This is a genomic window from Thiomicrospira sp. (genome assembly GCF_014859555.1).
Taxonomy (GTDB): Bacteria; Pseudomonadota; Gammaproteobacteria; order Thiomicrospirales; family Thiomicrospiraceae; genus Thiomicrospira.
The window spans coordinates 1-13,084 of sequence record NZ_JACUTY010000059.1; the positions used below are offsets into that span (position 1 = coordinate 1).

The 13,084-nt window shown below is 47.0% G+C and carries 13 protein-coding genes; 10 read left to right on the forward strand and 3 right to left on the reverse strand.

Annotated elements, in window-relative coordinates; genetic code table 11:
• The first annotated feature begins 85 nt into the window (after positions 1 to 85).
• Genes IBX48_RS08795 through IBX48_RS08805 form a run of 3 tightly spaced genes read left to right on the forward strand, consistent with a single transcriptional unit; the run spans position 86 to position 2,567 of the window.
• A complete protein-coding gene (locus tag IBX48_RS08795) occupies positions 86 to 1,003 on the forward strand; it encodes a stomatin-like protein (RefSeq protein WP_296833363.1) in 918 nt (305 codons plus the stop codon).
• The gene (locus IBX48_RS08800) at positions 1,000 to 1,443 is read left to right on the forward strand and encodes a hypothetical protein (RefSeq protein ID WP_296833366.1); all 444 of its coding nucleotides are present in this window, start codon (positions 1,000 to 1,002) and stop codon (positions 1,441 to 1,443) included. The genes IBX48_RS08795 and IBX48_RS08800 overlap by 4 nt, the downstream gene beginning before the upstream one ends.
• Positions 1,443 to 2,567 carry a ChaN family lipoprotein gene (locus IBX48_RS08805; protein ID WP_296833369.1) on the forward strand — a complete coding sequence of 375 codons (1,125 nt, stop codon included), beginning with the start codon at positions 1,443 to 1,445 and terminating at the stop codon, positions 2,565 to 2,567. The genes IBX48_RS08800 and IBX48_RS08805 overlap by 1 nt, the downstream gene beginning before the upstream one ends.
• Before the next feature lie 8 nt (positions 2,568 to 2,575).
• On the opposite strand, the gene rlmJ is transcribed toward IBX48_RS08805, so the two are convergent.
• On the reverse strand, positions 2,576 to 3,427 hold the full coding sequence (gene rlmJ, locus IBX48_RS08810; protein ID WP_296833372.1) for a 23S rRNA (adenine(2030)-N(6))-methyltransferase RlmJ: 852 nt from the start codon (positions 3,425 to 3,427) through the stop codon (positions 2,576 to 2,578).
• 469 nt (positions 3,428 to 3,896) lie between these two features.
• Here rlmJ and IBX48_RS08815 point away from each other — a divergent pair, with 469 nt between their 5' ends.
• The 7 genes from IBX48_RS08815 (at position 3,897) to mvaD (ending at position 11,915) form a co-directional block, all read left to right on the forward strand.
• On the forward strand, positions 3,897 to 5,465 hold the full coding sequence (locus tag IBX48_RS08815; protein ID WP_296833375.1) for an inorganic phosphate transporter: 1,569 nt from the start codon (positions 3,897 to 3,899) through the stop codon (positions 5,463 to 5,465).
• Between the two features lie 153 nt (positions 5,466 to 5,618).
• Positions 5,619 to 6,659, forward strand: coding sequence for a hydroxymethylglutaryl-CoA reductase (locus IBX48_RS08820; RefSeq protein WP_296833377.1), 1,041 nt, complete (start codon positions 5,619 to 5,621; stop codon positions 6,657 to 6,659).
• 4 nt (positions 6,660 to 6,663) lie between these two features.
• Positions 6,664 to 7,713 carry a type 2 isopentenyl-diphosphate Delta-isomerase gene (gene fni, locus IBX48_RS08825; RefSeq protein ID WP_296833380.1) on the forward strand — a complete coding sequence of 350 codons (1,050 nt, stop codon included), beginning with the start codon at positions 6,664 to 6,666 and terminating at the stop codon, positions 7,711 to 7,713.
• Positions 7,710 to 8,882 carry a hydroxymethylglutaryl-CoA synthase gene (locus IBX48_RS08830; protein WP_296833383.1) on the forward strand — a complete coding sequence of 391 codons (1,173 nt, stop codon included), beginning with the start codon at positions 7,710 to 7,712 and terminating at the stop codon, positions 8,880 to 8,882. Before fni ends, IBX48_RS08830 begins: the two co-directional genes overlap by 4 nt.
• A 3-nt stretch (positions 8,883 to 8,885) precedes the next feature.
• Positions 8,886 to 9,911: a GHMP kinase gene (locus tag IBX48_RS08835; RefSeq protein WP_296833386.1), complete on the forward strand. Its 1,026-nt coding sequence runs from the start codon at positions 8,886 to 8,888 to the stop codon at positions 9,909 to 9,911.
• Positions 9,912 to 9,921: 10 nt separating this feature from the next.
• Positions 9,922 to 10,905, forward strand: coding sequence for a GHMP kinase (locus IBX48_RS08840; protein ID WP_296833389.1), 984 nt, complete (start codon positions 9,922 to 9,924; stop codon positions 10,903 to 10,905).
• The gene (gene mvaD / locus IBX48_RS08845) at positions 10,902 to 11,915 is read left to right on the forward strand and encodes a diphosphomevalonate decarboxylase (protein WP_296833392.1); all 1,014 of its coding nucleotides are present in this window, start codon (positions 10,902 to 10,904) and stop codon (positions 11,913 to 11,915) included. The genes IBX48_RS08840 and mvaD overlap by 4 nt, the downstream gene beginning before the upstream one ends.
• 5 nt (positions 11,916 to 11,920) lie before the next feature.
• On the opposite strand, the gene IBX48_RS08850 is transcribed toward mvaD, so the two are convergent.
• Positions 11,921 to 12,301, reverse strand: a complete 381-nt coding sequence (locus IBX48_RS08850; protein ID WP_296833399.1) for a ClpXP protease specificity-enhancing factor — start codon at positions 12,299 to 12,301, stop codon at positions 11,921 to 11,923.
• Positions 12,302 to 12,348: 47 nt separating this feature from the next.
• Entirely contained in the window at positions 12,349 to 12,984 is a 636-nt protein-coding gene (locus IBX48_RS08855) for a glutathione S-transferase N-terminal domain-containing protein (RefSeq protein WP_296833395.1), read from the reverse strand.
• Between the last annotated feature and the right edge of the window lie 100 nt (positions 12,985 to 13,084).

Below are 13,084 nucleotides of genomic sequence, written 5' to 3' on the forward strand. Positions count from 1 at the left end.
CCAGAATGACTTTTGTGTTACATTTTGTTTTAATTTAAACGCCTTAAATATTAACACCACACAAGTTGGATGGAGATAAACCTTTATGGAATTCACAATTTTTACATTAATTCTTCTCGGGGTCGTTTTTATCTACCTAGTCTCTGGGGTGCGTATTGTGCCGCAAGCCGAGTTGCAGGTGGTTGAACGACTCGGACGTTATCACCGAACACTTCACGGTGGTTTAAACTTTATTATTCCGGTGATTGACCGCGTGCGTTCCAAGTTTGGCACTCAAGAACAGGTAATTGATATTCCGGTGCAAAAGGTCATTACCAAAGACAACGTGAGTATTGTGATTGACGGTTTGGTGTTTTTAAGAATTAGCGACGCCAAACAAGCCACCTACGAAATTCTTAACCTCAAACATGCGATTGCGCAATTAGCGCAAACCACCCTGCGTTCTGAAATCGGCAAAATGGATTTGGACGATACACTTTCGTCGCGCGATACACTTAACGCCACTTTATTAATGGCGTTAGACAGTGCCTCAGCCCACTGGGGTGCAAAAGTAACACGTGTTGAGATTTCGGATATTTCGGTGCCGGAAGCGGTACAAAACGCGATGGAATTACAATTGCGTGCGGAGCGTGAACGTCGTGCCACCGAAACCGAAGCCGAGGGTTTAAAAAACGCGACCATTGCGAAAGCCGAAGGTGATCGTCAAAAAGCCTTTAAAGAAGCCGAAGAGATTGAACGTACCGCCGATGCAAGACGTTATGAACAAATTCAACTCGCGCAAGGTCAGCAACAAGCCATCGAAATGCTGGCATTGGCGATGCAATCGAACCCCAATGCCGCTGAGTTTTTGCTGGCGAAAGATCGAATTAAAGCCTGGGAAGGCATTGCGGCGAGTGATTCGGCAAACAAGGTGGTTATTCCTTATGAAGCCTCTGAGTTAATCGGTTCGTTAAGTGCGTTGCAATCGCTATTTGTCGGCCAAAATGCCGGAAACATCAAATGACCAGCATTGGCCTATTAGAATTGATCCCCAGTTGGATGTTGATCTCACTGGGTTTGATTTTGATCGGGCTGGAAATTTTTATTGGATTGTATATCTTGCTTTGGTTTGGATTGGGTCTGATTTTTGTGGGATTGCTGAGTTTTTTCGTCGACTTCGGTCATGGCGAAATCCAACTAATTTTTGCGTTTGCGATTGGGACGGTGTTGCTGTTTGCGTTGCGCCGAAAATTGATTTCGCCACTTAATGCGCAAACCGAATCCTTGTCGACTTATGAGCCAGGTGAAACTGGCGTGTTATCCCAACACAATGGTCAATGGATGGTGTTTTATCATGGCACCCATTGGTTGGTGGCGAATCCCTCGAATGACTTAACACCTGACCAACACATTAAAGTAACGCAAATCAAAAATAACCAGGCCTGGATTGAAACGGTGTCTTAATGCGTTGGTTTGTGCTGTGTTTATACCTAGTTAACCACCAGGCCTGGTCGCAAAATGCTGAGCTGGCGATCAGTGACCCGCTTAAATATGTGGCGCAACTTGAAACCCAAGTCGCCACCTCATCCTCCGACCTTTCATTTAAGCAACTTAAAACCTTATTACAGGATAAACGGGTGATTCACGTCGGTGAAATTCACCCTCGCTACAGTGACCATTTAATTCAACTCGCTTTATTGCACAGCCTTCACCAATACTCGCCTAACCTTGCGATTGGCGTGGAATGGTTTCAACAGCCTTTTCAAGCTTGGCTGGACGCTTATGTTTTAGGGCGTATAGATGAAGCCGAACTGCTGCATCTATCTCAGTATTACCAACGCTGGCGCGTAGATTTTCGAGTTTTACGGCCTATTTTACTTTATGCTCGTCAGCACCAACTGCGGATTCTGGCCTTAAATGCGCCAACCGAACTCACTCGCCAGGTTTCGAGTTTAGGCCGCCAAAGTTTAAGTTTAGAACAGCTCGCCAACATGCCCAACATTCACCCGCCCAGCCCTGCGCAACAACAACGTTTAACCTCATTCTTTGAAGGCAAAATTTCCGCCGACCGGGATGTAGAAGACTTTATTTTTGCGCAGCGTATTTGGGACGAAACTATGGCGCATAACGCGTTGAATTTTCTGCAACACAACCCAGATCATAAATTATTAATCTTTGCCGGTAACTTCCACTTAGCACATCAACAAGCCATTCCGAATGATATGGCGCGGGAAATGCCCGAATTACAAAATCAACAAGTCACCATTAGTAGTGGGTCGTTTGAAGATTATGAAGCGGGTGCGTTTGATTATTTTGTATTCACCGATCCGATAAGCCTTCCCAAACATGCGCGACTCGGCGCACGCCTGAACACCCAAAACGCCTGCATCGAGTCGATCGAACCTGACAGTGCGGCCGAAAACGCGGGGTTAAAGACTGGTGACTGCGTTATTCAGTTTGATGATTTTCAAATTCGCCACTATGCCGACCTAATACTAAAACTCAGTCAAACACCAGCAAAGGCTTCTGCAAAGCTGACACTAAAAAGGCAAGAACAAATCATGCAAGTTGATATAACCTTCGACTAAAACTCAGCCTATTCCGCGCATAAGGTTTCAACACGGTAACAACCTGCCTTACCCGCTAGGCGCTGAGCTAAGTCCGGCAACAGAGTTTTCATTTGCGCGTTTAATGTCCAGGGTGGATTAATCACCACCATGCCACTAGCGGTCATGCCTCGCCCGTTGGTATCGTCACTCAAGCCCAATTCAAAAAGTTGGATATTTCGGATGCCGCTGGCGACCAGAGCTTTTTCGAGTCGATTTATGCGGCGACGTTCAACCATCGGATACCATAAAGCATAGGTTCCGGTTGCAAAGCGTTTATGCGCTTGAACCAAGGTATCAACCACGGTGTCGTAGTCTTCTTTTACTTCATAAGGCGGATCAATCAATACCAAGCCTCGGCGTTCTTTGGGCGGCAACTGTGCAATTAAACCCTTAAAGCCATCGTTATCAAATATTTTTAATCGGCGCTGCGCGCCTAAATTTTGTTTAAGTAAGGCTTGTTCTTTTGGATGCAACTCAAACAAACTTAGTCGATCTTGTTCACGTAATAACTTTTGCGCAAACCAAGGCGAACCCGGATAAAATTTTAGCGCTGAACTTGCCCGCGCCTGCTGGTTAAAGTCGGCTACCAAATCAACATAACGCTGCAACGGTTCGGCTAAATTGTTTTTGCCCCAAAGCGCCCCTATGCCATTTTGAAATTCGGCATTTTTTTGCGCTTCGGTTGAATCTAACGCGTAGCCACCCGCACCTGCATGGGTGTCGGCATACCAAATAGGTTTGTCTTTTTGCAGCAAATAGTCCAAACATTGCACCTGAATCACGTGTTTTAACACATCGGCAAAATTTCCCGCATGAAACGCATGGCGATAACTTAACATAATAAAACTAACTTCCTATTAACCGATGATTTCTTGATTATAAACCAGCATTTAAAACTTATGGGCACCTCGATTAACCTCTGGTTGATTCTGCGGGACTTAAAGGTCACTTATTCTAGGCGTGCGTCGCCGACCTTAGTCATTCTAAGGTCAAGGCGGACAACAACGAAGAAGTGACCTTTAAGCCCCGCCCGCAGGGGCTTAGCCAAGTTTCTCAGCTCTGCGTTGTGAACCTTTGCAAGGTCTAGACATTCCTTCAGGTTCACGCCTTGATCTGAAAAACTTGGCGTTGCCAGAATAAATCAGGGGTTAATCGAGGTGCCCTTATTCGAAAAGCTTGTCCCGCAAGCGCGTCACTTTTATGACAGCTTTATAAAAGAAATGTTACAATCCGCGCAAATCGATCCTAATAACTTATGCCATTTTATGCATTTTGCTGCAATTTGATGATAAACAGGAAACCAACAGCATGGAACTGAAAAACATTCAAACCATAGAAGAGGCCGGTAAAAGCGGTCGTATCGAGTTATTCCGATTTGGGATCGCGCTTTTATTTATTGTCGGTGTGGTTCTGTTTACCTACATCAATTTTGGTCATATTAGTATCACTCTAGTGGTTGCGGCGGTGATTGGCGGCTACATGGCGATGAACATTGGCGCCAACGATGTGGCCAACAACGTCGGCCCGGCAGTGGGATCGAAAGCTATGACCTTAACCACTGCGATTGCGATTGCGGCGGTATTTGAAGCCGCCGGCGCGATTATTGCAGGTGGCAGCGTGGTCACCACCATCAAAGGTGGCATTATCAGCCCGGATGATATTGACGATGCCCAAATCTTTATATGGTTAATGATGGCGGCTTTATTGGCCGCCGCCTTATGGCTAAACCTTGCCACCGCTTTAGGCGCGCCGGTTTCAACCACTCACTCCATTATTGGCGGGGTCATGGGTGGCGGCATCGCCGCCGCCGGCTGGGCGATTGTTAACTGGGACACAATTGGTCAAATTGTGATCAGCTGGGTGGTTTCACCGGTTCTGGGTGGCGCCATTGCCGCCGGCTTGCTTTATCTCATCAAACGCACGATTACTTACAAGTCCGACATGATGGATGCTTCACGCCGTATGGTTCCTTGGCTATTAGCTTTAATGGGCTGGGCGTTTGGTACTTATTTAATGATGAAGGGCTTAAAGCAGATTATGCCGGTAAGCTTTATCAGTGCGATTGGTGTCGGTGTTGTAGTCGCGTTAATGGTGTATTTTATCACTCGCCCGATGGTCAATCGCGCCTCTATGATTAATGCCAACAGTAAAGATGGCGTCAACAAAATGTTTACCATCCCGCTTATTTTTGCCGCGGCCTTACTGAGTTTTGCACATGGTTCAAACGATGTCGCCAATGCGGTCGGGCCATTAGCCGCCATTAACGATGCACTGATGGAGTCAGAAGTGCATGGCAAAGCCGCGATTCCACTTTGGATATTGTTGGTGGGCGCAATCGGTATCGCAATTGGTTTGGCGCTTTATGGCCCAAAACTGATTCGTACCGTGGGCAGTGAGATTACCGATATCGACCAAATGCGTGCTTATAGTATTGCCATGGCGGCGGCGTTAACGGTTATTTTAGCTTCGCAGCTGGGTTTACCAGTCAGCACCACCCACGTCACGATCGGCGCGATCTTTGGCGTGGGCTTCTTGCGTGAATATTTGAAAGCCAACTATAAACGTATGATCCAAAAAATCGAAGATCACCACAAAGGCAAAGATCGCGCGATTGTCGAAGCCTTTATTCGTCGTTTTGACAAGGCATCATTGGCTGAAAAAGGTCGCATGTTGCAAGACTTGAAAAATGATGCGCTAGACAACAATGCACACTTGACCAAAAAAGAACGCAAAGGACTTAAAAAAGTCTACCGCGAAGAATTGGTCAAACGCACCATCATGTTAAAAGTCATCGCGGCTTGGGTGATCACCGTCCCAGCTACCGCTTTAATTGCTGCAGGTGTGTTCTATACCATTCAAATGTTCATGACCCCTTAATCCTTTCAACCACCAGGCCTGGTATCAAAAGTGCCAGGCCTGGTGGTTGTTAATTCCTTTCCCTGTCAGCGTTTAACCCTGTCTTGTCTGGTTTTGTTTGCCTTTTGAATGGGTTTTTATGTATTTTCGGGTTTCTCGTTTATAATGGCGCGCATGACTAATCAGACCTCTCAATTCGCCCAGATTCCAATGCAATCGGTTGGCCCATTTAAGCTAATCGGTGATGTCGCTGTGGATGACTTAATGGTGCCAATGGCTACTTATGAAACGCCATTATGGCCGTCTGTTGCACGTGGCGCACGCACGACCGCGCATGCCGGTGGTATTCGGGTCACCTTGGTGGATGAACGCATGACGCGCTCGATTCTGTTGCAAGCGCCGCACGCAGGTGAAGCTTTGCGCTGTTTGCAAGCTTTAAAAGCACGCCAAGATGAGATGCAAACCCAAGTCAGCCGTTCCAGTCGATTCGCCAAACTGATTAATATTCACAGCCAAATTATTGGCAACTTGATTTATTTACGTTTGGAATTCACCACCGGTGATGCGTCCGGCCACAATATGGCGACGCAAGCCGCCGACACCTTATTCCCGTGGATTTTGGCTGAATACAGCCAACTAGAATATGTCTCGATTTCCGCCAACTTTTGCACCGACAAAAAAGTCTCGGCGGTCAACGGCATTTTAGGCCGTGGCAAAAACGTGGTGTGCGAAACCACAATTCCGGCCAAACTATGCCATCGTTTTTTAAAAACCACCCCGCAGGCCTTGGTTGATTTACACATTAAAAAAGACTTAATCGGTTCGATTGTGTCCGGCGGTTTACGCACCGCCAACGCGCATGTCGCCAACATGTTATTAGGGTTTTATTTGGCCACTGGTCAAGATGCCGCCAATATCGTTGAAGGCTCACAAGCTATTAATCATGCCGAGGTCACAGCTGAAGGTGATTTGTATTTTTCGACCACTTTGCCCAATTTAATTGTCGGTACCGTGGGCAATGGCAAGGGTTTGGATTTTGTGCAAGCCAACCTAGCGCAACTCGGTTGCACCGACCCGCAAGCCCAACCGGGCGACAATGCTCGACGCCTCGCCTGTATCGCCGGCGCCACCGCTTTATGTGGTGAACTGTCTTTATTAGCCGCGCAAACCAATCCCGGCGAACTCATGGCCGCCCACTTAAAGCTGGAACGTTAATTTCGTGTCTGATTCGAACAACATTACCCAGCGCAAACAAGATCATATAGATCATCTTTTACAAGATAGAGAGATTGAGCGCGCGCAATCCGGTTTTGATGTCATTCAACTCAATCATCGCGGTTTGCCAGAGCTAGACTTTAACCAACTTGACTCCTCTACCCAGCTAATGGGAAAACGTTTGCGTTTTCCATTACTGATTTCATCCATGACTGGTGGTGGCGCGGATAACCTCGTCAATATCAACCGACACTTAGCTCAAGCCGCTGAATCTCAACAGGTGGCGTTAGCGGTGGGTTCGCAACGCGCGATGATCCAAGACCCAGCCGCACGCAAAAGTTTTGAGTTGCGCCAGTATGCGCCCAGTATTCCATTATTTGCCAACTTGGGCGCGGTGCAGCTTAATACCGGTTTTGGATTGGATGAAGCCAGAGCCGCGGTGGATATTTTGCAAGCCGATGCGCTGATTCTGCACCTTAACCCTTTGCAAGAACTGATCCAGCCCGAAGGTGACCGAAACTTTGCCGGACTGGCCGATAAAATTCACCAGCTTGCGCAAAAACTGGCTGTGCCGATTGTGTTAAAAGAAGTGGGTTGTGGTTTATCGCCTGCCGATATTAAACTGGGTTTAGACGCGGGTATTCAGTATTTTGATTTAGCTGGCCGCGGTGGCACCTCTTGGAGCCGAATTGAAGCGCATCGCGCTGAGTCTGATCTGGGTGTATTATTTCAAGATTGGGGCATCACCACGCCACAAGCACTGCAAATGGCGCGGCCTTATCAGTATCAAGCCAAGTTCTTTGCCAGCGGTGGGATTCGTAATGGTATTGATATGGTTAAATCAGTTATAATGGGCGGCTGTGTCTGTGGTTTAGCCGCCCCCTTCCTCAGCCCGGCGATTGAATCAACGCAAGCGGTAGAGCAAAAGATACAACAGCTAAAACAAGAGTTTCAGGTTGCACAGTTTTTACTGGGCGCGGCTAATATAGAATCACTATTTTTAAACGACGCGCACCTTTTGCGCACTAACGGCGGAATGAATCCTAGGTTATGAGTCAGAATGTCGGCATAGATTTAATCCATTTTGCGACCGCAGATTTTTATCTTGGGTTGGATGTGTTTGCGCAACAAAAAAACCAAGATGTCGATAAATATCTGGTCGGCATTGGGCAAGAAAAAATGTCGATTGCGCCACCGGATGAAGACATCGTCACCTTGTCGGCCAAAGCCGCCGAACCCATTTTGGCACAAGTGGATCGTACTAAAATCAGTGCGGTATTTTTCGCTACCGAATCCGGGGTTGATCAATCCAAATCAGCCAGCGCGTTTGTACACAGTCTATTAAACCTGCCAAACCGTTGCCGTGTGATTGAACTTAAACACGCCTGTTATGCCGGCGCGGCGGCCCTGCAAATGGCCGTAAACACCGTAAAAGCTAACCCAAAAGAACAAGTGCTAGTGATTGCGGCCGACATTGCACGTTATGATTTAGACACCTCGGGTGAAGCTACTCAAGGTTGCGGCGCGGTGGCGATGCTGGTTAAAACGGATCCGCGTATTTTAGCCATTGAAGCTGGCTCAGGTTATCACACAGAAGATGTAATGGACTTTTGGCGCCCCAACCACCGTGAAACCGCATTGGTGGATGGCAAGTATTCTACCAAAGTCTATCTCAGCAGCCTAAAGTTTGCCTGGCAACACTTCACCGAAGAAACTGGCCGTGGGTTTGATGACATTCAGCAGTTTTGTTATCACATTCCGTTTACCAAAATGGCTGAAAAAGCGCACAAACAACTGGTCAAACAAGTCGGCGTAAAACAACCAGATCAACTAACCAGCCAGCAAGTTGCCGCCAGCCAAATTTATAACCGTGTAATTGGTAACAGCTACAGCGCCTCGCTGTTTGTTGGTTTTTGCTCGTTGCTGGACCACAAACCCAATCTAGACAATCAACGCATTGGTTTTTTTAGTTATGGTTCTGGCTGTGTGGCGGAGTTTTTTAGCGGCGTGATTCAGCCTGGTTATCAAAACGTGTTGATGACCGCTGAACATCAGCAAGGTATCAAAGCACGTAGCGCGCTGACTTATCAGCAATATCTGGACTTGTATCACCACACAGAACCCAACCAGGCCAATATTACCTTCCCTGAATACCATGCTGGGCCTTTCCGTTTAAGCGGGATTCAAGACCACAAACGTTGTTACCTTAAAACGGGCCAATAAACCATGAACACGCGTTGCACCGTGCCCGCAAAACTGATTCTCAGTGGCGAGCATGCTGTTTTATACGGTGCGCCTGCTTTGAGTATGGCGATCAATTTAACCACCGAATCTCAGCTAACATTCCAGCCCGATACTCATCACCACATTGATATTTTTTTAACCGATTATGACCAGCACCAGGCCTGGTCGTTTATTGATGCCTGGGATCAAGCCATCGAAATCGAAGCGCGATTCTTGGCGTTTGAAAAAGGCTTAAAATCGATCCGCCAAGTCTGTCAGCAACCGTTTGATTTGGTATTGTTATGTTTGTTTCATTTTGAGCAGCAGTTTCACCTGCAGCCGGGTCACTGGAACATAAGCATTCAATCCAACGCTTGGGCAGGCCGAGGTTTAGGCAGCTCCGCCGCAGTTATCGTGAGTGTATTAAGTGCGTTATTTAAACATCACCATATTCAAAATGAATCCGCCCTACTCGCATTAGCGCAAATGGTTGAGTCTCGACAGCATGGTCAATCCAGCGGTTTAGACCCGCTGAGTGTTTTGTATGGTGGCTTAGTGCGTTATCAACCAGAAAAAGCACTACAAAATCTGCCATCGCATCGTTTCCAAGCCTGGTTGATTGACACTGGCGAACCCAGTAGCACAACGGGTGAATGCGTGAGCCACGTCAAAGCACAGCATGCGCAAGATAAGGTTTTATGGCAAACCTTTACCGAATGCACAAACGAGATGCATAAAGCTTGGCTAGCCCATGATGGCGCGGCTTTAAAACAAGCCGTTCGCAGCAATCAAACCTTATTAGAAAAAATCGGCGTGATACCTACTAAAGTGGCTGAGTTTATTCAGCAGCTCCAACAAACACCTAATTGTGCCGCTAAAGTATGTGGTGCGGGCAGTATTTCTGGTGAACAAGCCGGGGTTGTGATGGCGCTATGTGAACAAGACCCAACCGACTTGTGTACACAGTGGGGCTTCACCTGCCAAAAAATCCAAATAGACCAACAAGGCGCGCGTTGCCAAACCGATTAAAGGAGAAATAATGCCGCCTAACCCCACTCAAAACCCGATTCAATATATCAGCAGCGCCCCCGCCAACGTGATGCTAATGGGTGAACATAGTGTGGTTTACGGTCAACCAGCTTTGGTCGCGAGCTTAACGCCACGTATTCAAATTGAATGGACACCACGTGATGACCGCCAACTAGACATTATTTCCGAACTCGCCCATTTCACAACCCAACTAGATCAAATAAAAGACCACCCCAAACTGCGTTTTGTACTGGCGGCTTTAAAAGCCTTTGCACCGAAGTTAGCGCAAGGCTGGACATTACGCATTCACAGCGAGTTTCCTGATGATTGGGGGTTGGGCAGTTCGGCGGCGGTATTGGCCGCTTGCCTAGTTGGATTGGAAAACATTTGCCAGCTTAAACTAAGTGATTGGGCACGTTTTGAGCTTGGACATCGCTGTATATTAGATGTGCAAGGTCGGGGTTCGGGTGCGGATTTAGCGGCCAGTTTAACCGGCGGCTTAGTGTTTTTTGATCCGAGCAGACAATGCATTCAACCCATCCCAGTTTCACTGGATTTGTGCCTGATCTACAGCGGATACAAAACTCCGACCAGCCAAGTATTAGCTCAGGTGGCCAAGGCTTGGGCGGATCGCCCCGAAGAGCTGCAAGCTTTGTATCAAAAAATGGGTGACACAACACGCTCGGCTTATCAGATCTTAACAAAAACACATTCAGCGGATGATCCCGCGTTTTACCAGCAAGTCACGCATTACCAGCAACTCATGACACAACTGGGTGTCAGCGACCCGACATTGGATAATATTGTTGACCAACTCCGCACTTGCTTACCGGCCGCCAAAATATCCGGTTCGGGACTGGGGGATTGTGTCATAGGATTCGGCCATATCAAAGCGCTTCCACCCTATAAAATCATGAACGCCCGCATTAATTCACGCCCAGCCGAATGTATTTCACAAGCCCGCAATCATCATCAAACCCAGGTCACATTATGAGCAATTCACACGCCTTGAGCGCGCAACACATTGTCCAGCAATTAATCCCAAACCAAGCGCCCACTAAAACACTCGGTTTTGGCGAAGCGCCAGTTAATATTGCACTCAGTAAATATTGGGGCAAACGTCAGCTATCGCTTAACTTGCCCACCAATTCGAGTTTATCGATCAGTTTACCGGGCTTGGGAACTCAGACACATTTAAGCTTACTTGAAAATAACCAAAACACCGAGGACCAGGCCTGGTTGAACGGCCAACGCTTAGCTCAAGATTCTGAATTCGCTCGACGTTTAACTCGTTATTTGGATTTTTTTCGTCCCACTAATCAAGTTTTTAAAATCGACACCATCAACTCGGTTCCCACGGCGGCGGGTTTAGCCTCTTCCGCTTCAGGTTATGCCGCTTTGGTGAAAGCTTTAAATGATTTGTTTGATTGGCGGTTGGATTTACGATCGTTGTCGATTTTGGCGCGTTTAGGCAGCGGCAGTGCAAGCCGTTCGTTGTTTGATGGCTTTGCGATTTGGCACAAAGGCCAAGCGCAAGACGGTATGGATTCTTTTGCTGAAGCCTTGCCGCAAACCTGGAAAGGCTTTTGCATTGGTTTAGTTAAAATTGATACGACTGAAAAACCGATTGGCTCAACCCTTGGCATGCAGCAAACCGTCAATACCTGCGAACTCTACCAGGCCTGGCCGGCACAAGCCGAACGTCAGGTAAAACTGATTCAACAAGCAATTCAACAACAAAACTTTAGCCTATTAGGCGAAACCGCCGAACATAATGCGTTATCTATGCACGCCACCATGATCGCCACTTGGCCGCCGATATTATATTGGCAAGCCGAATCCGTATTGGCGATGCAAAAGGTATGGCAACTTCGTCAACAAGGCGTAGAAGTCTACTTTACAATGGATGCTGGACCAAATTTAAAGCTGTTATTTTTAGAACCCAATAAAAACGCGGTCAAAGCCGCGTTTCAAGAGTTAGACGTGATTCAACCGTTTGGTTAATCGTTTTATTTCACGATTTTTAAACTCGGACGTTTAGGTTTATCGGGCTTGGATGGTGTTTCGGTCTCATCTGGATAAGCTTCCGGTGGAAATGGCATACCTTGGCCATTTTCACGCGCAAAAATCGCATGTACCGCCTGAGGCGGAAAGCCAATTTTGCGCTCTACGCCTTGAAATCGTGCGCGAAAACTAATCCAATCGTTGCTTAAATCCACCGCTTGCGCCGCCGTAGGCGACACATTTAATACAATAAAACCCTCATCCACAAATTCAAGCGGCACCTCTACCCCAGGGTAGTTAGCGTCCACTTGCAGGTGTGGCGTCCACTCATTATCAACAATCCACTGATACACAGCTCGGATCAAATAAGGCCGGTTCGAAATCATCATAAGGGTCCTATTGTTTGCAACTTAACAAGTGTTCAATTTGTCTATTAAGCGTCATTCATATCCAGCTCATCATCCGACAAGCTTTCATTAAACATTTCGCGCTCCATTAGACGGTTTGAATAGTCTGTAATCGCTTTGGCTGATTTAGGTAACTCAATACCTAATGAAGGTAAACGCCATAGCAATACGGCTAAACTTGCATCCACCAAGGTGTAATCATCACTCATAAAGAAATCTTTATGCGCAAAAACTGGAATCATCTGAATCAACCGTTCGGTTAAATCACGACGTGCACGTTTTACCGCTTCAGCACTTTCATTACGCACAATAGTTTCGACTAACGGATACCATTCGGTTTCAATTTGGCGTAACTGTTGACGTGATCGTGCTTTAGAAATCGGGTCAACTGACATTAATGGCGGGTGCGGATAACGTTCGTCTAGATATTCGATAATGACCTGCGCATCGTATAAAATCAATTCACGATCAACTAAGGTCGGTAAGCTTCCGTAGGGGTTTAACTCAACCAAATCTTCTGGCATGTTATCTGGATCCACTTCGATCACATCCATTGGAATGTCTTTTTCTTTTGCCACCAAACGTACACGGTGAGAATTCGGACTACGAGGATCAGAAAACAGGGTCATAACCGAACGTTTTGTTAATGGAATATCCGACATAAAAGGCTCCTTCAGTGGCCAATGCATAAAAACAACTAAATAAGAATATTATACACCCCTTGTCAAGGCTTAGGCTTGGGCACGGGATAAACGGACAGAT

What these genes read in the sequence shown, in the direction of transcription:
- IBX48_RS08795 (WP_296833363.1), top strand. Translation starts at nt 86, where the DNA reads ATGGAATTCACAATTTTTACATTAATTCTTCTCGGGGTCGTTTTTATC.
- IBX48_RS08800 (WP_296833366.1), top strand. Translation starts at nt 1,000, where the DNA reads ATGACCAGCATTGGCCTATTAGAATTGATCCCCAGTTGGATGTTGATC.
- IBX48_RS08805 (WP_296833369.1), top strand. Translation starts at nt 1,443, where the DNA reads ATGCGTTGGTTTGTGCTGTGTTTATACCTAGTTAACCACCAGGCCTGG.
- rlmJ (WP_296833372.1), bottom strand. Translation starts at nt 3,427, where the DNA reads ATGTTAAGTTATCGCCATGCGTTTCATGCGGGAAATTTTGCCGATGTG.
- IBX48_RS08815 (WP_296833375.1), top strand. Translation starts at nt 3,897, where the DNA reads ATGGAACTGAAAAACATTCAAACCATAGAAGAGGCCGGTAAAAGCGGT.
- IBX48_RS08820 (WP_296833377.1), top strand. Translation starts at nt 5,619, where the DNA reads ATGACTAATCAGACCTCTCAATTCGCCCAGATTCCAATGCAATCGGTT.
- IBX48_RS08830 (WP_296833383.1), top strand. Translation starts at nt 7,710, where the DNA reads ATGAGTCAGAATGTCGGCATAGATTTAATCCATTTTGCGACCGCAGAT.
- IBX48_RS08835 (WP_296833386.1), top strand. Translation starts at nt 8,886, where the DNA reads ATGAACACGCGTTGCACCGTGCCCGCAAAACTGATTCTCAGTGGCGAG.
- IBX48_RS08840 (WP_296833389.1), top strand. Translation starts at nt 9,922, where the DNA reads ATGCCGCCTAACCCCACTCAAAACCCGATTCAATATATCAGCAGCGCC.
- mvaD (WP_296833392.1), top strand. Translation starts at nt 10,902, where the DNA reads ATGAGCAATTCACACGCCTTGAGCGCGCAACACATTGTCCAGCAATTA.
- IBX48_RS08850 (WP_296833399.1), bottom strand. Translation starts at nt 12,301, where the DNA reads ATGATTTCGAACCGGCCTTATTTGATCCGAGCTGTGTATCAGTGGATT.
- IBX48_RS08855 (WP_296833395.1), bottom strand. Translation starts at nt 12,984, where the DNA reads ATGTCGGATATTCCATTAACAAAACGTTCGGTTATGACCCTGTTTTCT.